Below are 26,540 nucleotides of genomic sequence, written 5' to 3'. Positions count from 1 at the left end.
AAACCAAATACAATGAAACGAATAGTCGGAGTTGCAATATTAACCGTGTTAATGGGATGTAACCAAAGTGAGCACAAAACGGTTGAGAAAAATGATTCTACTCAAGTGAGTTCTTCAACTCAAGCACCCATTGTAATTAAGGACGAGAAAAAAATGGAAATTTTTGCTCAGTACGAAGATTTGAAGGATGCTTTGGTTAATTCAGATGCTGGTGCCGCTCAAACAAATGGTCTAAAACTCGAAAAAAGCCTGGCTGCTTATGAGGGCTGCGAAACTACGGCCAGTATTGCTAAAAAAATTGGCGAAACTGAAAATCTTGTCGCACAAAGAAAAAACTTTACCGCTTTAAGCATGGATTTGATAGCCTTCATCAAATCAGGCGAAATTGAAAAAGGAACAATTTATGTTCAGCATTGCCCAATGGCTAACAAGGGTGATGGGGGAGATTGGCTATCAACCGAAAAGGATATTAAAAACCCGTACTACGGGAAAGAAATGTTAACCTGCGGCCGGGTTATAGAGGAAATTAAGGTAAAGTAGGATTGCTAAAGTGCACTGTTATAAATCATGATTGTTACGTCGTCCTGACTAATATTTCATATTAAATTAACAGATTTGCTATGCATGTATATTAATTTTATATAAATTAGAAAGCTATAAACACAACACAATAATATGTCAGATATTGCAGAGATTAAAGTTGATGGTAAAACGATAGAGTTACCGGTAATAACAGGAACAGAAGACGAGAAAGCTATTGATATTTCTAAATTAAGAGATTTAACCGGATTTGTAACTTTAGATACAGGTTTTAAAAATACAGGCTCTACCAAAAGTAAAATTACATTTTTAGACGGGGAGAAGGGTATTTTAAAATACAGAGGGTATTCTATTGAAGAACTTGCTGAAAAGTCTAGCTTTTTAGAGGTTTCTTATCTTATCGTATACGGCAATTTACCTACCCAGGAACAACTAGATAGTTTTCAGGCCGATATCAGTAAACACACGCTGATTCATGAAGATATGAAAAAATTCTTCGACGGTTATCCATCAAGGTCTCATCCAATGGGTCAGTTAGGTTCGCTAATTTTCTCTTTGTCAACGTTCTATCCAGAGTGTTTAAAGCCAAATCAAACTGCGGAGGAGCAAAACTTAACAATTATTAAATTGTTGGCCAAGTTGCCGACGATAGTTTCCTTTATCTATAAAAAATCGTTAGGCCATCCGCTTATCTATCCAAAGAATAAATACGATTACGTAACAAATTTCCTTTGGATGACCTTTGGTCAGCGTACTGAAGATTATGATGTAAACCCTATCGTTGTTAACGCAATGAACAAGTTATTGATTTTACATGCAGACCACGAGCAGAATTGCTCTGCATCTACGGTTCGTATTGTGGGTTCATCAGATTGTAATCTCTACGCCTCAATTTCAGCAGGTATTGCAGCACTTTGGGGGCCGCTTCACGGTGGTGCTAACCAGGCCGTTATCGATATGCTTGAATTAATTAAAGCTGATGGCGGCGATACTGAAAAATGGATTAACAAAGCCAAAGATAAAAATGACTCATTCCGCATGATGGGCTTTGGGCACAGGGTTTACAAAAATTTCGACCCACGTGCAAAGATAATTAAAAAAGCTTGTGATGATATTTTAGAAAATTTGGGAATTGATGATCCAATTTTAGAAATCGCTAAGAAACTTGAAGAAGCCGCCTTAACTGATCAATATTTTATCGACAGAAAATTATACCCTAACGTAGATTTTTATTCAGGAATTATTTACAGGGCGTTAGGTTTCCCTTCAGAAATGTTTACGGTTCTTTTCGCACTTGGACGTTTACCTGGATGGATTGCACAATGGAAAGAAATGCACGAGAATAAAGAACCAATTGGGCGTCCGAGACAAATTTATGTTGGAGAAACTGACAGAGATTTCGTTGCCTTGAAGGACAGAAAATAATTCAGTCAAGCACAAAAAAAAAGCTTCAGAAATTCTGAAGCTTTTTTTTGTGCCCGATAATCTCATCTATGTTGCTACGTAATAAATTAAATTTAACATCACCATTTCTGTTAATTTAAATGCGATAGCATACAGCAAAAAAATCATAATCATCTTGAAAATCACTTTCTTGCGTTGGTAAAATATCTTCAATGCATTAAACATATACCAGCAAATCCATACTATAATGGCAAGTCCAATTAGATTTGAAATTATTGAATCTTCACCAAATACATACTTCATAAGTGGTTTGGTAAAAATGGAGACGATAAAGTACGCTGTCATCCCATGTATGGTAAATATCAAGTGGTCAAGGTAATAAATATGATTTTTTCTAAAATTCCACATAATAAATAGCGCAAGTAAAGGCATCAGCAAAAAGTATTGCTTCGGCCTGTTATGCTCTAAAGTTTCCTGTATCACTTCAGATTTTTGTCCGATTGTAATTGAACGTTTTGTAACCATTCGCTCAAACCAGTTGTCTCTTTCAATCAATGGTAAATCTTTTTGTCTCGATAGATATGCATCATAAGTTGAATCATTTCTATCGTTATGAATGGTGTTAAACCTTTCAATAATTTTCTGCAAGGAGTCTGATTTCTTCGCTTTTTGTTGTTTTTTCAAATCATCGAGAACAACAGTCTGCGTTTTAAAATCAAGATTTTTAAAAGTACTTCTGTCAAAATCTTCTTTAATTTTTGCTTTAACTTTGTCTGCAATTCCGGGTGCCTTGCCAAAAATCCCTGATTTTTCAAGCTTATTATTAACGGTATCTATTGTAGCCTTTTGCTGAACTCTTGTTTTTGCATCAACATGGTCCTCGTTGTTTGTGCTGTGCTCTGGTGAATATGCCACCAAAAAATAAACGATAGAAACGAAAATGTACATGCTCACCGGATTGATGTATCTAGCTCTTTTACCAGCTAAATAGTCGAGCGTAACTTGTCCGGGTTTGGTTAGGAGTGGGGTTAGCGTTTGAAAAAATTTATTGTCGAAATGGAAATAATGAGCAATACTATGACTTATGAACCCCCAAAAACTTTCTTTTAACTCTAAATTAGGTTGACCACAGTTGCTACAATAATGCGTTTCTACATGAGAACCGCAGTTTAAACAATTATGTTCTTTTCTGTATTTACCTGCAGACATAGGGGATTTCGAAAATAATTTTAGTGACTTATTGCTTCAATTGCTTTTTCTTCGGCTTTGGTATGTTTGTGTTTAAAAAGCAAGGCGAAAAGGACTGTTATAATTAATGCATAAATGGTAAATGACAACCATATGCTATGCCAGTCTTTCATATGGATAGCTTTATCGAAGGTGCCATTGTTTAAAATACTTACGCCCTGACTTTTCACGAAATCAAGTAAATGATTATTTGTAGGCTCTGAACCTACAAATTCTGAGGTTGCCTGAATTGTAGAGAACGATTTAGTGAAGTATTTATCAATCATCCAACCGGAAACCAAACTCCCGAACACGGCACCAAATCCGTTTGTCATCATCATGAACATGCCTTGTGCCGACGAACGTGTTTTTGCAGTTGTCGAAGTTTCTACAAATAATGAGCCCGAAATATTAAAGAAATCGAAAGCCATACCGTACACTACGCATGATAAAATTATCATCCATAAATTACCTGCAGGATTACCGTAGGCAAAAAGGCCGAAGCGGAAAACCCAGGCAAGCATTGCAATAATCATTACCTTCTTAATGCCGAAACGTTTTAAAAAGAATGGAATGGCCAAAATGAAGAGCGTTTCTGATACCTGCGAAATAGACATGATAATTGTAGAATACTTAACTACAAAAGAATCTGCATATTTTGGAAAATGCTTAAACTCATCCAAAAATACATCACCATATGCATTGGTAAGCTGTAAAGCACCGCCCAAAAACATAGAAAAGATGAAGAAAAGGGCCATTTTATAGTTCGCAAAAAGCTTAAAAGCTTCTAAACCCAGTGTTTGTATAACCGATGCCTTTTCAGAAATTAATTTGCTAGGTTTACATTTTGGTAATGTAAAGGCATATAAGCCTAAGAGGAATGCACCCGAGCCAGCTATGTAAAACTGATAAGCGCTTGCTTTGTTTCCCGTTAAATTTGTAATCCACATGGCAACGATAAAGCCGACCGTTCCCCAAACCCTGATTGGAGGAAAATCTTTAACCACATCCAGGTTGCCGGATTTTAAAGTGGTGTAGGATATGGAGTTACTTAATGATATTGTTGGCATGTAGAAACACATGGCAATAAGGATAGTCCAAAAGAAGGCATTTGGGCTTTCTACCTGAGGTAGATAAAACAAAACACAGGCATATAGAATATGAAGAATGCCGTACAAAACTTCTGCGTTAACCCATTTATCTGCAATGATGCCAGTTAAGGTTGGCATAAAGAGCGACGCAAAACCCATCGTTGCAAAAATTGCACCGAACTGGGTTCCGTCCCATTGTTTTGTTCCAAACCAATAATTCGCAATCGTGATAAGCCATGCACCCCACACAAAAAATTGCATAAAGCTCATTATGGTTAAGCGAAACTTAACGTTCATCATATAGTTTTGTTTGATTTTGAAAGTAAAGGCTGAATATAGAACTATTTTGAATCATAATTAAAAAATGAGCCCAAATTATTTTAAACAATTTGGGCTGGTCTAAATCCATTTTCCTTCTGTTGATTAATGCTATAATCAAAGCTTTGTAACGGATTCGAAGAGAATTACGAAGATTAAGATTTACCTCTTTTATTTAGCTCATCTCTAATCCTGGCTGCCTTTTCGTAAGCCTCGTCTCCAATTGCTTCCTGAAGCTTTTGCTGCAGTTCTTCTACCGTGAGGTCTGTAAAACCCTGCTGGCTGGTAGCGATTGGAATGGTATCCGCATCAGGTTCTTTGGCAATGCTATCCATGTTTTCAAGAAAAAGAAAATCATTGCCTTCAATCACAATGCCTGCCGAGGCTAAAATAAATTCATAGGTATAAATCAATGCATTAAACCTAACGGCTAGCGCTATTGCATCAGAGGTTCTCGCATCAATTTCGTGTGTGTTTTTGCCATCGCTGCAAATCAACTTAGCATAAAAGACTCCATCTACCAGGTTATAAATTATAATTTCCTGAATGTGAATATGAAAAGTTTCCGCCATCGACTTGAACAAATCATGCGTAAGCGGCCTGCTAGGCGTCATTTTCTCTATCTCAATGGCTATCGCCTGCGCCTCGAATGCCCCGATAATGATGGGTAAGCGTCTTCGGCCATTTACTTCACCTAAAACTAATGCGTAAGCCCCAGACTGAGTTTGGCTGTACGATAAGCCCACGATATCTAATTTTACTTTTTTCATATTTCAAACTGTCATTTAAGGCCTGACGAAATGCTTAATTAAGCACTTCGCCAACACTCTTAATAACATGATTATCCTTTGTGTGCCTTTAAAGCCTCGATTAATTTTGGAACAACTTCAAATGCATCACCTACAATACCGTAATCGGCAACCTTAAAAAACGGCGCTTCCGGATCTTTATTTATCACCACAATAACTTTTGACGAACTTACGCCCGCCAGATGCTGAATAGCACCTGAAATACCAACTGCGATATATAAATTAGGGCTGATTGCGATACCAGTTTGGCCTACGTGTTCTGAATGCGGTCTCCAGTCGGCATCACTAACTGGCTTAGAACAAGCCGTTGCTGCGCCTAACAAACCCGCTAGTTCTTCAATCATTCCCCAGTTCTCGGGGCCTTTTAAGCCTCTGCCGGCAGAAACAACCAATTCTGCATCTGGTAATGATACTTTATCAGTTGCACGAACAATGTCTTTAATTACCGTTCCTAAATCTGATTGTTTTATGTCTGCTGAGAAATTCTCGATAGCTACCTCAGTTGCATTTTCTTTTACACCAAAGGCATTCGGATTCAAAGCAATAATTTTATTTGCAGAAGTTAATTCTGTGATGGCGAAAGCCTTCCCGGAAAAGGCTGTTTTCTTAACCTCGAATTTTGGGCCGTCAATTTTTGGTAACTCCACTGCGCCATCTGCTAAACCTGCTTTCAGTTTTACCGCGATGCGGGGAGCAAGACCTTTTCCTGAAAACGAATTGGAAAGCACTACGATGTCAGCAGTTTCTTTTTCTGCAGCTGCAGCAATTACACTGGCATAAGCCTGGTTAACAAAAGTTTTTAATTGCGCTGCGCTTACATTTAATACTTTGGAAGCACCATATTTTCCCAGTTCGTTCAACTCGCTTTCTGCTACATCGCCGATAGAAATTGCTGTTAAATTAGTTGATTGCTGATCGGCGATAGCTTTGGCATAAGAAACAGCTTCGAAAACCGATTTCTTAAATTTTCCTTCAGCTTGTTCTACATATACTAATACTGACATATATTTAATTCTATATCCCTCAAAGAAAAGGACTTGTGATAAATTATTTAGTTAATTGATAATGCCGCTTAGATAACTTTGGCTTCGCTGTGTAAAAGATTAATTAAATCTTCTGTTTGCTCTGCCGGTATTAATTTAACGGTGCCACGTGGGGCAGGGGTTTCGTATTTCGCAACTTTAGTTACTTCTTCAATCGAAACAGCTTCAACTACGTTTAATGGCTTCGTTCTGGCCGACATAATGCCCCGCATATTTGGAATTTTTGGCTCAGCAACGCCTTCAGCGCAACTTGCAATAAATTTACCTGTAACGGTAACCACTTCTTTTCCACCTTCAATTTCTCGTTCTATGGTAGCATTAGTACCATCAGTGTCTAACTTTTTAATGATTGAAATGGAAGGAATATCCAAAAACTCGCCTACCATGGCTGCAACCTGGTTACCATTGTAATCAATAGATTCCCGACCTGTAAGTATAATATCGAAATCTTTGTCTTTTGCATATTCAGCAATCTGCTTTGACACAAAATAAGCATCTCTAGGGGCCGCATTCACCCTTACGGCATCGTCTGCGCCAATGGCAAGCGCCTTTCTAATGGTTGGGTCGTTGCCTGCCTCGCCAACATTTATTACAGTTACCGTACCCTTTCCGCCTTCGGTTAGTTCAATTGCCTTGGATAACGCAATCTCATCGTAAGGGTTAACAATATATTGAACACCTGCAGTATTGAATTCGGTATTATCGTTGGTAAAAGTTATTTTTGTCGTCGTGTCTGGCACGTTACTGATACAAACTAATATTTTCATATAATTACGTTTAATATATAAGGTCTTTCTGCAAATTTAATTAAAAAAGCAAGGAAATAAAATGTCATCAACCCGTTTAAGTAAGTTATTAGAATTTTTGGAGAGCGATCCGAATGATCCGTTTATACTATATGCCTTAGCCACAGAGTATAACGCTCAAAATGATAAGGAAAAGGCCTATTCTTTTTACCTTCAATTAACTGATAAACATCCTGATTATGTTGGCACTTACTATCATTTAGGAAAATTATACGAAAAGGATGGTTCAAAAGAGAAAGCAATCGAAATTTATCAAAAGGGAATGACAGTTGCCAAAACCAAAAGAGATATGCATGCATTTTCTGAACTTCAGGGAGCCTACAACACTGCTGCCGGGTTAGATTACGAAGATGATTAAAGGTACAGGTTTTAAAACAGCGGGGTAAAAAAAACAATATTAATGCAGGCGAAACCTTTACAATTCAAAAAGCAGTTACTTTTTTTAAGGAATGTACTTTTTTTTACTTTTACGTCTTTTGGAGGTGCTCAGGCACACCTGGCACTGCTTTTAAAGTACTTTGTTTATAACACAAAATTTATAACAGAAGAAGAACTTCTAGAGCTAAACGCTCTGGCGCAGGTATTGCCTGGTCCGGCGTCTACGCAAACCCTGGTAGGTATCGCCTGGAAGGTTGGGCGATTGAAACTTGCAATCATTACCTTTTTGATTTGGATTCTGCCAACCGCGGCAATTATGACTTTTGCCGCAATTAGCTATGCGATGCTTGATCAAAAGCAGAAATTTATCGATATACTGGAATACATACAACCGATTGCTTTGGGGATTGTTGCTTTTGGAGCCTTCAAGTTAGCTAAAAAAGTGCTTACTTCTCAAATGTCTGTTTTCCTTTCAATTGCTGCTGTGGTTGCTACATTTGTGTTGAAGAATGCCTACGTTTTTCCGCTGGCAATTCTTGTGGGTGGCATGATTTCATCGGCAATTGAAACGCCCAAAGAGGAAGCAGAGTTAAGGGTTAAGTTGTTTTCAAATGTTAACCCTAAAAAGTTAATTTACTTTTTCAGTGCATTGCTTTTGTTTGCCTTAGTTGGCGCAATTATAAACCGAACATCTCCTTTTAGTTTGCCAATACGTTTACTTGAAAATTTTTATCGAAACGGAATACTTGTATTTGGCGGCGGGCAGGTTTTGGTTCCGCTGATGTACACAGAATTTGTTGAAATGAAGCATTATCTTCATGCATCAGGGTTTTTATCTGGATTTGCTTTACAACAAGCTTTGCCTGGTCCAACGTTTTCATTTACAAGCTACCTGGGGGCGCTGAGCATGAAAAACTTCGGCTATGGCATGTGGGGACAGATACTTGGAGGTTTAATTGGCGTGGTCGGCATTAATCTGCCCGGACTCATTTTGGTTCTTTTTATTGTGCCTTTCTGGGATGATCTAAAAAAGATTTCCCGAATTCGTCACAGCCTTTCGGGTATCAATGCCGTTAGCGTTGGTTTTATTATCGCGGCTTTTATTCTACTGTTAATACCAATGGGTTTTAACTGGCTTTTTTTGGCCATTATGCTGGCAACGTTTCTGTTGCTTAATTATACGAAAATAAGTCCGCCGGTAATTGTTTTGGCCGGTATTTTAATTGGTTATATTTTTTAAGGCGGATATATTAGTTTAAGGCTAAATTACAAATACTGTACCTTAGAGCAATTCTTGTTCGGTTAAAACGGTGGCTCTTCATCATTATAATCGTCCATTTTAGATGGGCGAATGATAACGTTACTTTGCTTTTCAAAATCCTGCGAAGGATACATGCCAGCCGATGGGTCTGCTGAAAATGAGGCCGGAGCGGTAAAATCCTCTTCTAAATCGGTAAATTTAACAAACTTACCAATGAATCTAAGTGGAACAATTCCAGTTTCCCCATTACGGTGTTTAGCGATGATTACCTCGCCAATACCTGCCTGCGATCTTCCTTGTTCATCTTCGGTAATTCCATAATATTCAGGGCGATAAAGAAATAAAACCATATCCGCATCCTGCTCAATCGAACCAGATTCCCTTAAATCCGAGAGCATTGGCCTTTTTCCCTGTAAACCTGGTCTGCTTTCTACCGCTCTACTTAACTGCGATAATGCCAAAACAGGAACATCTAACTCTTTCGCTACCGATTTTAAAGCCCGCGAAATGCTACCGATTTCCTGCTCACGGTTTCCGCCACCTTTTCCACCTTCGCCTTTGCCATGCATCAGCTGAAGATAATCGACAATCACCAATTGAATGTCGTATTGCGATTTGAGTCGCCTGCATTTTGCCCTGAATTCGAAAATATTCAAAGCCGGTGTATCATCTATCAATAGCGGGGCTTCAGTTAAACGGCCAATTTTGCTGTGTAACTGCTGCCATTCCCATTCTTGCAAGTTTCCTTTTCTAATCTTTTCCTGCTCAATTTCAGCCTCTCCAGATATTAAACGATTAACAAGCTGAACCGATGACATCTCCAAAGAGAAAACTACAGTTGGTTTTTGGAAATCGACTGTCGCGTTTCTTGCACAGGTTAATACAAAAGCAGTTTTTCCCATCGCCGGACGTGCAGCAATAATTACTAAATCCTGCTTTTGCCAACCGCCGGTTATTCTATCAAGCCCGGTAAAACCTGTTGGAACGCCGGTTAAGCCGTCTGTTTTAGTTCTAAGTTCCTCAAGCGTGGCCAAAGATTGTTTAATGATATCGTCCATTTTCTGGGTATCTCTACGCAGGTTATTTTGGGCAATGTCGAACAAACCTTTTTCCGCATGGTCTAACAAATCGAAAATATCTGTGGTATCTTCGTAAGCATTCGTAATAATGTCAGTAGAAATTCTGATGAGCTCTCTTTGAATATATTTTTGAGATATAATCCGGGCGTGGTACTCAATATTTGCCGCCGAGGCTACCCGGTTTGTTAAATTTGTAATGTAATATGCACCGCCAACCATTTCTAAAGTACCTTGCTGGCGTAGTTCTGAAGTAACCGTTAAAATATCTACAGGCTTAGATTTTTCGAAAAGCATATGTATTGCAGCGAAAATCTTTTGATGTGCTTCCTGGTAAAAAATTTCAGGCTTTAAGATATCGATAACGGCAGACAAGGCATCTTTTTCAAGCATTAGTGCGCCTAAAACTGCTTCCTCTAAATCCAGTGCCTGAGGCGGCAGTTTACCCATCGAACTTACTGTACTTGTCAATCTTGCTTTTCGGGATAAAATGTTGCCTTTTCCGCCTTGTTCGTTTTCGATACTCATACAACAAAAGTAGATAAAAGTTAGGCGGTTTGTTTTAATAAGTTTTGAGTTGTTTGTTAACAAATTGATCCAGAATAAATTTAAATTCTTTCACTTTTAGGAAAATGGAAAATTTTTAAACAATTAAATGTTAATAAGAAGATTATAGATTAGTGCTAAAACATTTATTTGAATACTTTTGCCTAACAATTTTTAAACATGGATAATTTTAGAAGACCACAACGCGTAAAAGAAAATAATGAATTTGTATTCGGTATAAGGGCGGTAATAGAAGCCATTAAAGCAGGAAGGGATATCGAAACCATTTATGTACAGAGGGGATTGGGTGGTGATTTATTTCTTGAATTGAAAGCATTGTTAGCAGGAACATTGATTCCATTAAATTCTGTACCGGTTGAAAAGCTGAACCGGATGTCACAAAAGAACCATCAGGGTGTTATTGCGGTAATTTCGCCTATCACTTATCAAAATATTGAAGATATTATTCCTTCTGTTTTTGAAAAAGGAGAGGTGCCGCTGATTTTAGTATTGGATAGCGTTACTGATGTACGTAATATGGGTGCAATTGCCCGTACGGCTGCTTGCGTGGGTGTTCACGCTATCGTTGTGCCGTTAAAAAATGCAGCTCAAATTAATGCCGATGCCATAAAAACATCGGCCGGAGCACTTTTCAGCATTCCCATTTGCAGGCATTCAAATCTTCATAAAACCTGTCTTTTTCTGCAGGAGAGTGGCTTACAAATTGTTGCTTGTACAGAAAAAACGAACGACTTCATTTATGCGCCTGACTATACAATGCCCACTGCAATTGTAATGGGCTCCGAAGACGAAGGCATTTCTAATGAACTTTTAAGGGTAGCGGATCATCTGGCTAAAATCCCGATGGCAGGAAAAATTGAATCACTTAATGTATCGGTTGCCGCAGGGGTAATTTTGTATGAGGCCGTAAGACAAAGAACTTTATAATTTGTTGATTTTTAGGCCGATAATTTGTTAAATTTATTAACAAAATTATCGCTATGCAACCTGCCAATACCATAATCGAAGTGATATCACGTTTAGATGATATCATCATTGATAGTATTAAAGTTAAATCACGAAACGGATACTTTGCCTGCCTTTATCGAAAAATGACCATCGCCGTCCAAAAAGGTATTAATGATGGCTTATTTAAAGACGGGCAGCGAATGGAAAAGCTGGATGTTATTTTTGCGAACAGGTATATTGATGCCTATCATTGTCAATCGCAACGGAAGCCATTAAGTTCATCTTGGAATGCCGCCTTTTCTGCAGCCTTCCAACCTTATACAGTAATTCAGCACTTGCTTTTAGGAATGAATGCGCATATAAACCTCGACTTAGGCGTTGCTGCAGCTGAGACCAGTAAAGCTGGAGACATTCAGTTACTTAAGCAAGACTTTAACCTGATAAATGATATCATTGCCAGTCTGATAAATATTGTTCAAAAGGATTTGGAAGAGATTTGCCTGCCAATGAAGATGTTGAAATATGTGGATAATAAAAGTAAAGAATCCGTAATAAATTTTAGCATTACTGCAGCAAGAGATGCTGCCTGGGCTAACGCGGTGGGCCTATCGAAGGTTTTACCCGGCATGTACATTCCGTACATTAACGCCCTTGATTCCAAAATAGCGTTGGTTGCAAATGGCATAAAAAATCCTAACTTTTCTCAAAGTTTTACACTGAGAACCGTTAGGACGTTTGAGCCAAAAGACGTTGGCGATATTATTAAGTTTTTAAAAGACTAAATGTATTTATTGCCAAACCTCGATTTCACCTCGGCAACAAATTCTTTAACCCGCTGTTCTTCATCGCGTGGACAAATTAAAAGCATATTATTGTTTTCAACAACTATAAAGTCGTGCAATCCATTCAAAATCACCAATTTATCCTTTGGTACATTAACCATACAATTAGATGAATCGAACATAATTACCTGGTCAGACGGAATAACAGCATTGCCAACATAGTCTTTATCTGCCATTTCATATATCGAAGCCCAGGTTCCTAAATCAGACCATCCAAAGTCAGCCGGCAGAACGTAAACATTTTCCGCTTTTTCCATAATTCCGAAATCGATGGAGATATTGGTGCATTGAAAGTAAGCATTATTTATAAATGCCTTTTCCCTTGGAGTGTTCATTTCGTTTCTTCCGGAGCTAAAAATCTCATACATATCAGGCAGATATTTTTGAAACGATTTTAGAATAGCCTTTGCCGACCAGATAAAAATACCAGCATTCCATAGGAAATCCCCGCTTTGAATGAAAGACTTGGCAAGTTCAAGATTCGGCTTTTCGGTAAATGTTTTAACCTTATGCAGGTCTTTATCTGTATTTAGAACATGGTCTGTATGTTGAATATATCCATAACCCGTATCCGGACGGTTAGGCTTTATACCCAAAGTTATCAGGCAGTCGTTTCCTGAAGCAGCGCTCAACGACTGTTCTATTGAAGAAACAAAACCCGGCATGTCGGCAATTGTGTGATCTGAAGGTGCGACAACAATGGTTGCGTTCGGGTTCAGTTCTGAAATTTTCATACAGCCGTAGGCAATACAAGGCGCTGTATTTCTCAACAACGGCTCGGCGAGTATTTGGTTTTCAGTAATTTCCGGTATTTGAGTCTTAATTAAATCTGAATAGATTTCGTTAGTAACGATAAAAATATTTTCAGGTGGGCAGATTTGAAGGAACCGCTCGTACGTGCTTTGGATTAATGTTTTACCAACACCAAAAAAATCGATAAACTGTTTAGGGTATTCTGTACGGCTTACCGGCCAGAAACGGCTTCCAACGCCGCCGGCCATAATTAGAGCATAAAAGTCTTTATTCATTTTAAAATTTAAATCTACACAATGCCCTCATTCAATAAATCGTGCAGGTGTATGATGCCAAAATAGGTATTTTTGTCTAAAACTAATAGTTGCGTAATGTTATTTCTTTTGATCATGGCGAGCGCATCAACCGCAAGCGCTTCACGTTGAATGCTTTTAGGCGTTTTCCCCATTATTTGTTGAGCGCTTAAATTTTCAATGTCAGTATTATTCTCCAACATCCGCCTAATATCACCATCTGTAATGATTCCTAAGACCTCATTTTTCTCATCAATAACAGCAACTGCACCCAAACGGTTTTTACTAATTTCGATTAAAACCTCTTTAACTGATGCCAACGGACTTATTGAAGGTTTTTCATTTGAGGAAGCTAAATCGCCTGCTTTCAGGTAAAGTTTTTTGCCTAGAGAACCGCCAGGATGGTATTTTGCAAAATCAGATTCATTGAACGCCCTGCTCTCCAATAAACAAATTGCAAGCGCATCGCCCATGGCTAACTGTGCAGTGGTGCTGGTTGTTGGCGCCAAATTATGCGGACAGGCTTCTTTCTCCACCGAAGTATTTAGTATAAAATCGGCATGCTGGGCCAGAAACGACTTTGTTTCTCCGACCATGGCAATGAGCTTGTTTTTTGCGCCTTTTAATAACGGTATCAGCACCTTGATTTCCGGAGTATTGCCGCTCTTCGACAGGCAAATTATCACATCATCAATCTGGATCATTCCCAAATCGCCGTGTATCGCATCTGCTGCATGCATAAAAATCGCAGGTGTACCTGTAGAATTAAAGGTTGCAACAATTTTCTGAGCAATTATGGCACTCTTGCCAATGCCGGTAACGATAACGCGACCTTTGCACTGTAAAATGGTTGATACCACTTTTTCAAAATCGTCGCTTAGGTTTTTCGCAACGTTTAAAATTGCCGCGGCTTCCAGCTCCAATGTGCTTATAGCTGATTGGATAATTGATTTTTTACTTTTCAAAGAGAAAAAAATTGTTTGTTGATACTTGAATTTCTTGTAAAATTATGTTATTTTGGATAGAAAAATAGCATCGCATATTTTATTACACAAAATGGACGTGAAAAAGTCGTTATTTGATAACCTGCAAAATTTCTTCGGGTTTGATAATTTCAAAGGTGATCAGGAGTCGATCATTACAAATATTTTAGAAGGCAATAACACTTTCGTTATTATGCCAACGGGCGGAGGGAAGTCTATTTGCTATCAATTACCAGCTTTAATGAGTGAAGGAACAGCAATTGTTATTTCGCCATTGATAGCATTAATGAAAAACCAGGTTGACCAACTCAGGGCATTTGGTGGAAATGACAGCATCGCTCATTTTCTTAATTCATCCCTAAACAAATCAGAAATTACACAGGTTAAATCTGACCTCTTGAGCGGTCAGACAAAATTGCTTTATGTGGCACCGGAGTCTCTGGCGAAACAAGATAATATTGAGTTTTTAAACCTGATAAAAATTTCTTTTGTCGCCGTTGATGAAGCACATTGTATTTCTGAATGGGGTCACGATTTCCGGCCCGAATACCGTAAAATTAAACAAGTTATTGCCGGGTTAGGTAACAATATTCCAATCATTGCGTTAACCGCAACGGCAACTCCAAAGGTACAACAGGATATTATGAAGAACCTTGGGATGACTGAGGCTACTTTATTTAAATCATCGTTTAACAGGCCAAATTTATTTTATGAAATCCGGCCTAAAAGAGATATTACGAAAGAGATTATCAAATACATAAAATCCAACCCGGGAAAATCTGGTATTATTTATTGTTTGAGCAGAAAAAAGGTGGAAGAAGTTGCTGAAGCTTTAAATCTTAATGGAATCAGTGCGCTCCCATACCATGCCGGCCTCGAACCAAAGGTACGGGCAGAAACCCAGGATAGATTTTTAATGGAAGACGCCGAGGTAATTGTTGCAACTATCGCCTTCGGGATGGGCATTGATAAGCCAGATGTGCGTTTTGTTATACATCACGACGTGCCGAAAAGCATGGAAGGCTACTACCAGGAAACTGGCAGGGCCGGAAGGGATGGAGGCGAGGGCGTTTGTATTGCTTTTTATGCTCAGAAAGACGTAGACAAGCTTGCAAAGTTTATGAAAGACAAGCCTGTTTCTGAGCGGGAAATTGGTACCCAAATATTGAAAGAAGTAATTGATTATGCCGAATCAGGCGTTTGCCGCCGTAAACAGATCCTTCACTATTTTGGAGAAAATTTTAACGAAACGGGTTGCAACTGCATGTGCGACAATTGTAAGAAACCGAAAAAGCAGTTTGATGCTGAGGAGCAACTCTCAACACTTTTAAAGTTTATTGATAAAACCGGCGAAAAATTCGACGATGCACACTTACTTAATGTGTTTTTAGGTTTGGAAACTGCCCAAACAATCGCTTATGAGCACAGTAAGGTTCCTGAATTTGGTATCGGCAAACAAGAAGGTGAATTGCTTTGGAAATCAGTCATCCGCCAGGCTGTGTTAAATAATTATCTTTTTAAAGATATTGATAACTATGGCTTATTAAAACTGACCAAACAAGGGAAAGATTTTATCATTAACCCTTATAGCTTGAAATTCATTTTGAATGAGCCGATTGAAACCGGTGCAGATGATGACGATGATGATTTGAAGCACGGTACTGGTGCGCTAGACACTCATTTGCTGCAACTGCTTAAGGATTTGCGGAAAAAAATCGCGAAGCAAAAAAGTGTGCCGCCATTTGTTGTTTTTCAAGACCCATCGCTCGAAGAAATGTGTACACATTATCCGGTTACGATGGAAGAACTTCGTCAGATTTCTGGCGTAGGCTCTGGTAAGGCAATGAAGTTTGGGACGCCTTTTATAGAATTGATAAAAAAATATGTTGAAGACAATGATATTGAGCGCCCAATTGACCTGATTATTAAAACTCAGGCCAATAAATCGCAAATGAAAGTATCGATTATCCAAAACATCGACAGGCAAATTGGTTTAGAAGATATCGCTGATTCGAAGGGTATTACCTACGAAGAAATACTTAAAGAAGTAGAATCAATTGTAAATTCTGGTACAAAACTTAACCTTAACTATTTCATTGATGAGGTAATTGACGATGATAGGCAGGATGAAGTCTTCGATTATTTCAGAGCTGCAGAAAGCGACTCGATTGATGAGGCATTAAACGAATTGGGTGAAACAGACTACACTCGTGAGGAAATACAATTAATGCGGATAAAGTTCATGTCGGAACTAGGAAACTAACTTAGGCTTTTGATGCAGCTATTTAAATTGAAGCGTAACCGTTTTTAATTTTGCTTGTTGCATCTCAGGTCTCAAATATCAGCTATGCTTAATTATTTAGATAAGATTAAAAACACAGAATCGGGAAATTTCTTTTTAATGGCGGGACCTTGTGCAATTGAAGGCGAAGACATTGCGATGCGGATTGCTGAAAAGATCATCACAATTACGGATAAACTTCAAATTCCATATATTTTCAAAGGGTCTTATCGAAAGGCAAACAGAAGTAAGGGAAGTTCTTTTACAGGGATTGGGGATGAGAAAGCTTTGCGTATTCTGGAGCGTGTTGGCCGCGAGTTTGGCGTACCAACGGTAACTGATATACATGAAAGTGCAGAAGCTGCCATGGCTGCTGCCTATGTTGATGTACTGCAGATTCCTGCTTTTCTGTGCCGGCAAACCGATTTGCTAATTGCAGCTGCAGAAACTGGTAAGGTTGTCAATGTAAAAAAAGGTCAGTTTTTATCGGCCGGTTCGATGAAATTTGCCGTTGAAAAGATTAAGGAAGCTGGAAACGAAAAAGTAATTTTAACCGATAGGGGGAACACTTTTGGCTATCAGGATTTAATTGTTGATTACAGGGGTTTGCCAGAAATGCAAAGTTTCGGTGTGCCTGTTGTGATGGATTGTACGCATTCTCTGCAACAACCCAATCAAAGTAGCGGTGTAACTGGCGGTAAGCCAGAGCTCATTTCAACGATAGCAAAAGCAGCGATTGCAGTAGGGGCAGATGGTTTATTTATTGAAACGCATCCGGACCCCGCAAATGCAAAATCAGATGGCGCCAATATGTTGCATCTTGATTTGCTGGAAGACACGTTGACGAAATTAATCCGCATCAGACAAGCAATTTTGTAATTTTGGAAGCTTCTAAAGTGTTTCTAACAGCCGAATGGCGCAAATTGGCCCTGGCGCAATATCAGGTCGATAAAAATATATTGTCGAAGTATTTACCTCCACACACTGAACTAGACGACTGGCAAGGCAAATATTATGTGAGTTTGGTAGGTTTTATGTTTATTGATGTGAAACTGCGGGGCTTCAACATTCCGTTTCATACTGATTTTGAAGAGGTAAATTTGCGTTTTTACGTTAAATTTAAAGATGGTGACGAGTGGAAACGCGGAGTCGTTTTTATCAAAGAAATTGTTCCTCTGCCTGCGATAACGTTTGTGGCCAACACAATTTATAAAGAAAATTACCAAACATTGCCCATGAAGCATGTATGGATTGAGCAGGAGCATCAGCTTGAAGTTAACTACCTTTGGAAAAACAAAAGCTGGCATAAATTTTCTGTTACGGCTGCATCAAAAGCAGAAGAAATTGCTGTCGGAAGTGAAGAGGAATTTATTACCGAACATTATTGGGGTTATACTGAAATTGGCCCAGGTAAAACCTCCGAGTATGGCGTAGAGCATCCTCGCTGGCAAGTTTATTCAGTAAAAGATTACACTATTGAAGTCGAATTTGGCACAAATTACGGTGAAGACTTTGCTTTTTTAAACCATACAAAACCTGATTCGGTAATGCTTGCCGAAGGTTCTGAAATCAGGGTTTTGAAGGGGAAGAAGTTTTAACCCGGGTTTCTTCAATAACTAAACTTTCGTGATTACAAAAGAGGTCCGGCGGTTATTTTTTCTTCCGGCCTCGGTGTTGTTATTAGCGACAGGAGTGCTTGCTCCGAAACCTTTAAATATGAGCCGATTACCACCGATACCATTTTTAACTAAGTATTCGTAAACCGCATTAGCCCGGTTTAATGATAGTTTCTGATTTAATTTCGCATCGCCCATGCTATCGGTGTGTCCTTGGATTTCGATGTTTACGGTTTCGTTCTGGTTGAGGAAGTCAATTAAAAGATCCAATTCCCTGATCGATTGTGGGAGCAGATTGTACTTATCGGTATCGAAAAAGATATTCCGAAGGGTCACATTTCCGCCCTGTTTTATTTTTTCAATATAAACTTCTATCTGATAAGGCTTGTTAATATCTTCCGGTTTGAGAGCGAAGTTTTCGGAGTAAAAGAGATAACCCTCTGCATTTACGTTGAAGAGGTAATCGCTTCCAATCGGCATTACGGCCAGAAATTGACCTGTTTCGGGGTCGGTGTAATCGTCGAAAACCGTTTTATTTGATTTTAAGTCGATAACCTGAACGTTACTTTCGATAGTTTTCCTGGTATCCTTATCTTTTACAATTCCTTTTACGTAAGATATTTTTTTCGGTTTGGCCGTTTCCGGTATTCCAAAACTATAAATATCCTGTTTGCCGAAACCATCTTTTAAGTTTGAAGAAAACATCCCGGAATTTCCGTCAGCACTTACAATCAGGCCGCTTTCATCATCAAAAGAATTTATTGGGTAGCCTATGTTTAAAGGCTTTTGAAACTTACCGGCTTCATCCATTCTGCTGTAAAAAATATCTTTATTGCCAAAGGCCGGCCAACCATCAGAAGAAAAATAGAGCGTTTTTCCGTCAGCATGTAAAAACGGTGTGTTTTCATCAAATGGTGTATTAATTTCGGGGCCAAGGTTTATGGCGGGTCCCCATTTCGCATCATCGGTAATTGTGCTTTTCCAAATGTCGTATCCACCTAAACCTCCGGGCCGGTTGCTAATAAAATAAAGGGTTTTGCCGTCAGGACTTATTGCCGGTTGTGATTCCCAATATTCGGAGTTTACAGGTTTGCCCACATTATAAGGCTCGCCCCAATCTTTACCTTCACGATGGGAAACATAAATATCGCATCGGCCTAATCCATCGGGGCGGTTACATCCAGTGAAGAACAGGTATTTCCCATCTGGGGAGATGGTTTGGGCACCTTCATTAAATTTTGGTGTGTTGATATTTGTTGATAAAGGCGTGGCGGCACTCCACACATTGCCGTTAAACTTTGCGGTCCAAAAATCCTCATTTCCATTTATCTGGCGGGTAAAAATCAAACTTTCTCCATCAGCAGTCAGGGCGGGGAAATATTCTGAATCAATTGTATTTACCCCATTTCCAAGATTAACTGGTGTGTAGGTTACCGCATTTTTAATGTTTAAGGTCGCAAAATCGCAGTCGACAAGGTATTTTCTAGCCCGCTTTGCCCTGTCAGATGAACCATCCGAAGCCAGAAATACGCCAAAATCTTGTTTTGCCTTTTGGTAATCCTGAGTTGCAAATTCCATTTCCGCAAGGTTATAGATAACAGCTGGAGCAACGTCTTTATTGATGACCATCGCCCGCTGATATGCTGCTTTAGCATCTGCGTATTTCTTTTGCCTTTTAAACACATCTGCCAATAAAATGTAAGCCTCCTGAAAGTTGTTGTCAGCTTCAACAGCACTTTTTAATGCTTGCTCAGCACCTGCAAAATCCGATTGCTCTAAAAGTGGTTTAGCTCTATCAAAAAGCGTTTGGGCTTTTCTATTTGGAGCATTTTGCGCATCGCAGAAAAAGCCCGGCAGAATAAGGATTAAGAGAAACCAGAATTTCATTACATTAACATTTGCTTACCAAAGCTAATGTAAACTATTTAAGGAATATTTAAAAATTTGTGTGTTTGAAGCGAAATTTCCCATTTTGGGTTTGCCATAACGTATTCAATAATCAATGGCGTAATTTCTTTCGATTTAGACCATTCGGGCTGTAAATACAATTTGCAGGTAGAAGATACCATGGCGGCATATTCCTCAGCCCATTTAAAATCACTTCTGTTAAAAACGATAACTTTTAATTCGTGTGCGAATGGGGTAATGTCTGGTCGCGGAGCCTTAAACTTCTTTGGTGATAAACAAATCCAATCCCATGTGCCAGAAAGTGGATAGGCGCCCGAAGTTTCGATAAAAGTCAAAATGCCACGTTCTTTTAGTTTTTTAGTGAGGTAATCGAGGTTGTAGATTAAAGGCTCTCCACCAGTAATTACAACAGCCTTGCCTGGGAATCTATCGGCATTTTCGACAATAACGTCAGCTGTTGTTAAGGGGTGCATTTCAGCATCCCAGCTTTCTTTAACATCGCACCAATGGCAACCCACATCGCAACCGCCTAAACGAATGAAATAAGCCGCTTTGCCAGTGTTAAAGCCTTCGCCTTGTATTGTATAAAATTCTTCCATTAAAGGAAGTAATGTGCCGTCTTCTGGTATGTCTTGTTTCATTTTTGAGGATGCAAATATCTTAAAAAAATACCAGCAAGCAGTTTCTCTTTCAAAAATTAACTCAAAGATGAAATAACACTGATATTTAAATAGCTATTTTAGTACCATGAAGTGGTTTAAGGCATTGAATACAGCTCAAATTCCTCACGTTAACACGATAAAAACGGTTGAAGTTGGTGGAAAACAGCTTTGCATTATCAATAATGACGACAAAATTATCGCAACACAATCTTCTTGTCCCCATGCCGGAGGTCATTTTTCTGGTGGCTGGTGTAAAAATGGTCACTTAATTTGCCCTATACACCGCTATGCTTACAACCTTGAAACCGGCCGCGGTGCCGAGGGGCAAGGCGATTACATTAATATTTACCCAAATGAAGTACGTGATGATGGACTTTATATTGGGTTTGAAGAAAGCTGGTGGACTAAACTTTGGGGCTAGATAAGTAAGCTCTCAAAGGTTAAACTAATTTAGTCTTAGCTTTTTATCTATTTAAATCTAGCCGAATAAATGTGCATTAAAGGCTATAATAAAAAAGCAACCTATTTTGTAAGCTGCTTTTTTATTATTCCATGTCTTAAAGCTTGCTATATCTTTTCCGATTACCTTTTCGCTTAAGCATATATTTCTTTTCTGGCTGAAGCCAGTGTGTTTTTCAATAAGCCAACAATTGTCATTAAACCAACTCCACCCGGAACCGGGGTGATGAATGACGATTTCGGTGCGACGTTTTCAAAGTCTACATCACCATAAAGTTTGAAACCCGATTTTGTTTCAGAGGAATTTTCGCGGTTAATTCCGACATCGATGACAACTGCACCAGGTTTTACCATATCCGCAGTAATGAAATTCTTTTTTCCAATCGCAGCGATGATAATATCAGCTTGTAGCACCTGCTCTTTTAAATCTTTAGTGCGGGAGTGCGTAAGCGTTACCGTGCAATTGCCCGGATTTGTGTTGCGGGCCATCAAAATACTCATCGGACTGCCAACAATATTGCTTCTTCCCACCACAACGCAATGCATTCCGGTGGTATCGATATTGTATTCCTGAAGCATTAATAAAATTCCATAAGGCGTAGCAGGAATGAAACAAGGTAGATTACGCATCATCCTTCCTAAATTAACAGGATGAAAACCATCAACATCTTTGCGGTAATCGATGGTTTCGGTCACTTTTTCAGGGTCTATATGTTTCGGTAAAGGCAATTGAACAATTAACCCATCAACATCATCATCCTGATTAATTTCTTCAATTTTTGCCAACAATTCAGCTTCTGTAACCGAATTATCATACCGATGTAGAGACGATTTAAAACCAACCTTTTCGCAGTTTTTCATCTTACTGGCCACATATGTTTCGCTACCACCATCGTTACCAACTAAAATAGCAACCAAATGGGGCTTGCGACCGCTTTTGGTTAAAAATTCTGCAGCCTCTTCAGCAATTTGAACTTTAATTTTTTCTGATACGTATTTGCCGTTTAATAATTCCATTTTAAAAGCATCGGGTAAAGAGAATCAAGTATCAAAAATTGATGGACTACTTGATTACACTTTATGATTTTAAGTACTATTTAAATTCGTGGAAAATCTCGATACCTGATACTTGTATCTTGATACCTATTTAATCCAATTTCAAAACGGCCATGAAAGCTGTTTGTGGAATTTCCACATTTCCAACCTGGCGCATCCGTTTTTTACCTTTTTTCTGTTTCTCTAACAACTTACGCTTACGCGATATATCGCCGCCATAACATTTGGCTGTAACATCTTTACGCAAAGCACTAAGCGTTTCGCGGGCAATGACTTTTGCGCCAATTGATGCCTGAATTTTAATTTCGAACTGCTGACGGGGAATTAACTCTCGCAGCTTCTCACAAATTTTCTTTCCAAAATCGTAGGCATTACTACGGTGGATAAGTGATGACAAGGCATCAACAGGTTCATCATTCAATAGCATATCCAAACGAACTAAGTCTGATTTGCGATAACCCGTTTGATGATAATCGAAAGATGCGTAGCCTTTTGAAATCGTTTTCAGTTTATCATAGAAATCGAATACAATTTCACCCATTGGCATTTCAAAAACCAATTCTACCCGGTCAGAGGTTAAGTAGGACTGGTTTACGATAATTCCGCGTTTTTGAATACAAAGAGACATTACAGGACCAACAAACTCAGCTTTGGTAATGATGTTTGCCTTGATGTATGGTTCTTCAACCGAATCCAGTTTGCTAGGGTCTGGCAAATCTGAAGGATTGTTAACAATAATTTCATCGCCTTTAGTGGTATGGGCAATGTATGAAACGTTAGGAACGGTCGTAATTACGGTCATATCGAATTCACGTTCTAAACGCTCCTGGATAATTTCCATGTGCAACATGCCCAAGAATCCGCAACGGAAACCGAAGCCAAGTGCCGCCGAACTTTCCGGTTCGAAAACTATAGATGCATCATTTAACTGAAGTTTGTGCATCGCTTCGCGAAGTTCTTCAAACTCATCCGTATCAACTGGATAAATTCCTGCAAAAACCATTGGCTTAACTTCCTCAAAGCCTTGTATCGCATCCAAAGAAGGTCTGGCAACGGTCGTAATCGTATCTCCAACTTTTACCTCACGCGCTTCTTTAATGCCGGAAATTATATAACCAACATCTCCGGTTTTTACCACGTTGCGGGGAGCCATATCTAGTTTTAGAATACCAACCTCATCAGCCAGGTATTCTTTACCGGTATTGATAAATTTAACCTTATCGCCTTTTTTGATTTCACCGTTAACCACTTTGTAGTAAGCGATGATGCCGCGGAAGGAGTTAAAAACGGAGTCGAAAATTAAGGCTTGTAAAGGTGCGTCAGGTTCGCCTACGGGTGCAGGAACACGATCTACGATAGCCTGAATAATATCAGGAATACCCATTCCGGTTTTGCCGGATGCAGGAATAATTTCTTCACGCTTACAACCGATTAAATCAATAATCTGATCTTTAACTTCCTCAGGCATTGCACCCGGAAGGTCCATTTTATTTAAGATCGGAATAATCTCAAGGTCGTGTTCTAAGGCTAAATATAAATTCGAAATCGTTTGTGCCTGAATTCCCTGAGAAGCATCAACAATTAACAAAGCGCCTTCGCAGGCCGCTATTGAACGCGAAACTTCGTATGAAAAATCTACGTGTCCGGGTGTATCAATTAAATTGAAATTGTACTCGATATCTCCAACTTTGTAGTTCATTTGTATGGCATGACTTTTAATCGTAATGCCTCTCTCACGCTCCAAATCCATGTTATCGAGTAATTGCGCCTGCGCCTCCCGCTGCGAAATCGTCGCTGTATATTCTAATAACCTATCGGCCAAGGTACTCTTACCATGGTCGATATGTGCAATAATGCAAAAATTACGTATATGCTTCATCTTTGCGCAAAGATATAGTTTTTAATGGAAAATTTAAGGTTGAAAATAGGGAGGAAAAACCGTTGGTTTTTGGTGCAGAAATGCCCATTACAGCCAAAACATTCATTTTTGTAAATGCGAATCTTCGTACCATATGTAATGTAGTGATGAGATTAAACCATTGTTTTCTTCCATTTACCTTTTTTAAATAAGATAAATGCTGCAACTGCAATTCCAGCCTCTGCGGTTGGAATGGCTATAAAAACACCCGTCGGACCCATTTCTAAATATTTGGCTAAAAAATAAGCCAGTGGAATTTGAAACAACCAAAAAGCGAACACATTTATTTTGGTCGGCGTCCAGGTATCACCCGCACCGTTAAAAGCACTGCTGAAAACCATCGCGGCACCGTAAATTACAAACCCAAAACTTAGAATTTTTAATGCCTTGCCTGCAATCGCAATCACCTTCGCATCCGAGGTAAAAAATGCCGCGAATAAATGGCCACAGGTAAGAAACAGTATGCTAACTATAGCCATGAAAATAATGATGTATTTCAAGGTTTGGTAAACTGATTTCTCGGCCCTGTCGATATGACCTGCACCTAAATTTTGACCCACTAAAGTTGCAGCGGCGTTACTTAAGCCCCAGGCCGGAAGCATGAAAAACATCATCAAACGTAGCGCCGTTTGGTAACCAGCCGAGCCTTCATCGCCACCGGTTGTCGCCACCAGTTCTGCAAGGAATACCCAACTGCAGCTTGCGATTACAAATTGAAAAATAGCCGGAGCAGCAATTTTAATAATTGCTTTTATTTGGGTGAGATCTGGAATGAAATGAATGATACGGATTTTTAGCGCATTTTTTCCGTTGAATAAATTATACACTTGATAGAGCACACCCAAACCACGGCCAATAGTTGTTGCAATGGCCGCACCTGTTAAACCAAATGCAGGAACTGGCCCGAAACCGTTGATAAAAATAGGGCAGAGGATGATATTGGCAATGTTTGCAATCCATAAACTCCGCATAGCGATTGCTGCATTTCCGGCTCCTCTAAAAATCCCGTTAATTAAGAAAAGCAAGACAATAATGATGCTACCACCCATCATAATCTGAACAAAATTGACTCCCTGGTTTGCCGTTTCTACAGAGGCACCCATCAGCAGGAGTATGTCGCGGGCATAAATAAAACCTGCAACACTTATCAATATATTTATAGCTACCGCAATTACGATGGTTTGCATGCCAGCTTTCGATGCTGCTTCAGGATTTTTTTCGCCGATTCTTCTTGCAACAACTGCTGTTGCAGCCATACTCAAACCAATTGCAAGTGAATAAATAATTGTTAAAACAGACTCTGTTAAACCGACAGTTTGTATTGCATAACTACTGTTTTCTAAATGCCCTACAAAATACAAATCGACCAACGCAAAAACAGATTCCATCGCCATTTCCAACATCATCGGAATGGCCAGTAATATTATTGCCCGTTTAATACTGATCGAAGTTAAATCAACCTCGTTTCCTTTTAACGATTGGATGACTACATCAAAAAAAGATGAAAGCTTGCCCTGTGTCTTTGTCGACTGTGACATAAAAATATATGTAAAATGTTATGAATAAACCAAACGATATGCCGCTAGGCGACATATACCTGAAATTGAAATGAGAGGGAATCCTCGGTTGCTTAAAACCTCAAACGGATTGCAGATACTATCATCGTTCTGTTCTTTTTGATGAGTCAAAGATAGATAAAATTTCCAATTGTCAAATTTTCATGACTGATTTCTAGCAGGTTGATTGATTTGCTCACTGCAATAACGCCGAACCACGCGATTAATTTATATAAATCTCCGTTTCGGTTTTTGGAGCCAAAACCGATAAGGAATCATCATTTATTGAAATGCTTTAATGAATTTAGCTTGATGAACGGCTATATACTGTAGGCTTTAATCATTTCTTCGGTAACTTTTGTTCCACGACTGGTGTTTAAATCAATTAATACATAGTCAAATATGCCGTCTGATGCAATTTTGCCGGTTTTTTTATTCAGAATCTCAAACTGAACCGAACATCCTTTATCATGCATGGTTAATATCCCCGTTCTGATTAGCATCAAATCATTCATCAAAAGCGGGCGCTTAAAATTAATATCGACATGGCTTACAACCCAACCCAAGCCTTGCTTGGTGAAATGTTCCCAAGGCATGTTGTAAAATTTTTCCATCTGTTCGTAACGGGCGGCCAATACGTAATCCAGGTATTTGCTGTTATGCACGTGGTTAAACATGTCTATATCGTCAGGGCGTACGCGGAGTTCGCTTTCAAAAATGTTGAATTGATTCTTTTCCAATGGTA

The 26,540-nt window shown here is 39.0% G+C and carries 24 protein-coding genes; 10 read left to right on the top strand and 14 right to left on the bottom strand.

The genetic code is table 11. The features are described from left to right. Window positions 1-12 precede the first annotated feature (12 nt). Together ASG14_RS17195 and ASG14_RS17190 are read left to right on the top strand one after the other, a co-directional pair. Window positions 13-540, top strand: a complete 528-nt coding sequence (locus ASG14_RS17195; protein WP_056872317.1) for a DUF3347 domain-containing protein — start codon at window positions 13-15, stop codon at window positions 538-540. Between the two features lie 135 nt (window positions 541-675). Continuing rightward, complete coding sequence (locus ASG14_RS17190) at window positions 676-1,965, top strand: citrate synthase (RefSeq protein ID WP_056872316.1); 1,290 nt, start codon at window positions 676-678, stop codon at window positions 1,963-1,965. A 66-nt stretch (window positions 1,966-2,031) separates the two neighbouring features. On the opposite strand, the gene ASG14_RS17185 is transcribed toward ASG14_RS17190, so the two are convergent. The 5 genes from ASG14_RS17185 to ASG14_RS17165 form a co-directional block, all read right to left on the bottom strand. Further along, window positions 2,032-3,153, bottom strand: a complete 1,122-nt coding sequence (locus ASG14_RS17185; protein WP_056872315.1) for a DUF3667 domain-containing protein — start codon at window positions 3,151-3,153, stop codon at window positions 2,032-2,034. A gap of 20 nt (window positions 3,154-3,173) precedes the next feature. Then, window positions 3,174-4,559 (bottom strand): nucleoside permease, encoded by a 1,386-nt coding sequence (locus ASG14_RS17180; protein ID WP_056872314.1) that lies wholly within the window; start codon window positions 4,557-4,559, stop codon window positions 3,174-3,176. A 176-nt stretch (window positions 4,560-4,735) separates the two neighbouring features. After that, entirely contained in the window at window positions 4,736-5,350 is a 615-nt protein-coding gene (locus ASG14_RS17175) for a bifunctional nuclease family protein (protein ID WP_056872313.1), read from the bottom strand. Window positions 5,351-5,421: 71 nt separating this feature from the next. Further along, on the bottom strand, window positions 5,422-6,393 hold the full coding sequence (locus tag ASG14_RS17170; RefSeq protein WP_056872312.1) for an electron transfer flavoprotein subunit alpha/FixB family protein: 972 nt from the start codon (window positions 6,391-6,393) through the stop codon (window positions 5,422-5,424). A gap of 68 nt (window positions 6,394-6,461) precedes the next feature. Continuing rightward, on the bottom strand, window positions 6,462-7,199 hold the full coding sequence (locus ASG14_RS17165) for an electron transfer flavoprotein subunit beta/FixA family protein (RefSeq protein ID WP_056872311.1): 738 nt from the start codon (window positions 7,197-7,199) through the stop codon (window positions 6,462-6,464). 61 nt (window positions 7,200-7,260) lie between these two features. Between ASG14_RS17165 and ASG14_RS17160 the strand changes: the two genes are divergently transcribed. Both ASG14_RS17160 and chrA read left to right on the top strand, forming a co-directional pair. After that, window positions 7,261-7,596 (top strand): tetratricopeptide repeat protein, encoded by a 336-nt coding sequence (locus tag ASG14_RS17160; protein ID WP_056872310.1) that lies wholly within the window; start codon window positions 7,261-7,263, stop codon window positions 7,594-7,596. A 42-nt stretch (window positions 7,597-7,638) separates the two neighbouring features. Then, window positions 7,639-8,856: a chromate efflux transporter gene (gene chrA / locus ASG14_RS17155; RefSeq protein WP_056872309.1), complete on the top strand. Its 1,218-nt coding sequence runs from the start codon at window positions 7,639-7,641 to the stop codon at window positions 8,854-8,856. 62 nt (window positions 8,857-8,918) lie between these two features. On the opposite strand, the gene dnaB is transcribed toward chrA, so the two are convergent. Beyond that, complete coding sequence (gene dnaB / locus ASG14_RS17150) at window positions 8,919-10,481, bottom strand: replicative DNA helicase (RefSeq protein ID WP_056872308.1); 1,563 nt, start codon at window positions 10,479-10,481, stop codon at window positions 8,919-8,921. Between the two features lie 198 nt (window positions 10,482-10,679). Between dnaB and rlmB the strand changes: the two genes are divergently transcribed. Both rlmB and ASG14_RS17140 read left to right on the top strand, forming a co-directional pair. Next, the gene (gene rlmB, locus ASG14_RS17145) at window positions 10,680-11,447 is read left to right on the top strand and encodes a 23S rRNA (guanosine(2251)-2'-O)-methyltransferase RlmB (RefSeq protein WP_056872307.1); all 768 of its coding nucleotides are present in this window, start codon (window positions 10,680-10,682) and stop codon (window positions 11,445-11,447) included. Window positions 11,448-11,500: 53 nt separating this feature from the next. Beyond that, window positions 11,501-12,250, top strand: a complete 750-nt coding sequence (locus ASG14_RS17140) for a DUF5995 family protein (protein ID WP_056872306.1) — start codon at window positions 11,501-11,503, stop codon at window positions 12,248-12,250. On the opposite strand, the gene ASG14_RS17135 is transcribed toward ASG14_RS17140, so the two are convergent. Next, window positions 12,247-13,338 (bottom strand): mannose-1-phosphate guanylyltransferase, encoded by a 1,092-nt coding sequence (locus ASG14_RS17135; RefSeq protein ID WP_056872305.1) that lies wholly within the window; start codon window positions 13,336-13,338, stop codon window positions 12,247-12,249. The two genes, ASG14_RS17140 and ASG14_RS17135, sit on opposite strands and share 4 nt — an antisense overlap. A gap of 14 nt (window positions 13,339-13,352) precedes the next feature. After that, window positions 13,353-14,321 carry an SIS domain-containing protein gene (locus ASG14_RS17130; RefSeq protein ID WP_056872304.1) on the bottom strand — a complete coding sequence of 323 codons (969 nt, stop codon included), beginning with the start codon at window positions 14,319-14,321 and terminating at the stop codon, window positions 13,353-13,355. A gap of 91 nt (window positions 14,322-14,412) precedes the next feature. On the opposite strand from ASG14_RS17130, the gene recQ reads away from it, so the two are divergent. The 3 genes from recQ to ASG14_RS17115 all read left to right on the top strand — a co-directional run bounded on the left by recQ (window position 14,413) and on the right by ASG14_RS17115 (window position 18,218). Further along, a complete protein-coding gene (gene recQ / locus ASG14_RS17125) occupies window positions 14,413-16,602 on the top strand; it encodes a DNA helicase RecQ (RefSeq protein WP_056872303.1) in 2,190 nt (729 codons plus the stop codon). Between the two features lie 84 nt (window positions 16,603-16,686). Then, entirely contained in the window at window positions 16,687-17,499 is an 813-nt protein-coding gene (kdsA, locus tag ASG14_RS17120) for a 3-deoxy-8-phosphooctulonate synthase (RefSeq protein ID WP_056872302.1), read from the top strand. A gap of 2 nt (window positions 17,500-17,501) precedes the next feature. After that, window positions 17,502-18,218 (top strand): YqjF family protein, encoded by a 717-nt coding sequence (locus ASG14_RS17115; RefSeq protein WP_082491671.1) that lies wholly within the window; start codon window positions 17,502-17,504, stop codon window positions 18,216-18,218. Window positions 18,219-18,236: 18 nt separating this feature from the next. On the opposite strand, the gene ASG14_RS17110 is transcribed toward ASG14_RS17115, so the two are convergent. Further along, complete coding sequence (locus tag ASG14_RS17110; RefSeq protein ID WP_056872301.1) at window positions 18,237-20,123, bottom strand: OmpA family protein; 1,887 nt, start codon at window positions 20,121-20,123, stop codon at window positions 18,237-18,239. Window positions 20,124-20,161: 38 nt separating this feature from the next. Continuing rightward, window positions 20,162-20,785, bottom strand: a complete 624-nt coding sequence (locus tag ASG14_RS17105; RefSeq protein WP_056872300.1) for a 7-carboxy-7-deazaguanine synthase QueE — start codon at window positions 20,783-20,785, stop codon at window positions 20,162-20,164. A gap of 106 nt (window positions 20,786-20,891) precedes the next feature. Here ASG14_RS17105 and ASG14_RS17100 point away from each other — a divergent pair, with 106 nt between their 5' ends. Next, complete coding sequence (locus tag ASG14_RS17100; protein ID WP_056872299.1) at window positions 20,892-21,227, top strand: Rieske 2Fe-2S domain-containing protein; 336 nt, start codon at window positions 20,892-20,894, stop codon at window positions 21,225-21,227. Window positions 21,228-21,400: 173 nt separating this feature from the next. Here ASG14_RS17100 and ASG14_RS17095 read toward each other — a convergent pair whose 3' ends face one another. The 4 genes from ASG14_RS17095 to ASG14_RS17080 all read right to left on the bottom strand — a co-directional run bounded on the left by ASG14_RS17095 (window position 21,401) and on the right by ASG14_RS17080 (window position 26,535). Continuing rightward, entirely contained in the window at window positions 21,401-22,282 is an 882-nt protein-coding gene (locus tag ASG14_RS17095) for a bifunctional 5,10-methylenetetrahydrofolate dehydrogenase/5,10-methenyltetrahydrofolate cyclohydrolase (RefSeq protein ID WP_056872298.1), read from the bottom strand. A gap of 130 nt (window positions 22,283-22,412) precedes the next feature. Continuing rightward, on the bottom strand, window positions 22,413-24,200 hold the full coding sequence (gene lepA, locus ASG14_RS17090; RefSeq protein ID WP_056872297.1) for a translation elongation factor 4: 1,788 nt from the start codon (window positions 24,198-24,200) through the stop codon (window positions 22,413-22,415). Between the two features lie 152 nt (window positions 24,201-24,352). Continuing rightward, a complete protein-coding gene (locus tag ASG14_RS17085; protein WP_056872296.1) occupies window positions 24,353-25,777 on the bottom strand; it encodes an MATE family efflux transporter in 1,425 nt (474 codons plus the stop codon). Between the two features lie 338 nt (window positions 25,778-26,115). After that, window positions 26,116-26,535, bottom strand: a complete 420-nt coding sequence (locus ASG14_RS17080) for a thioesterase family protein (protein ID WP_056872295.1) — start codon at window positions 26,533-26,535, stop codon at window positions 26,116-26,118. Window positions 26,536-26,540: the final 5 nt, after the last annotated feature.

It is taken from the genome of Pedobacter sp. Leaf194, from assembly GCF_001423945.1.
GTDB lineage: Bacteria > Bacteroidota > Bacteroidia > Sphingobacteriales > Sphingobacteriaceae > Pedobacter.
Note: the sequence above shows the minus strand (reverse complement) of the source record. Positions and strands in the feature narration are given on the sequence as shown.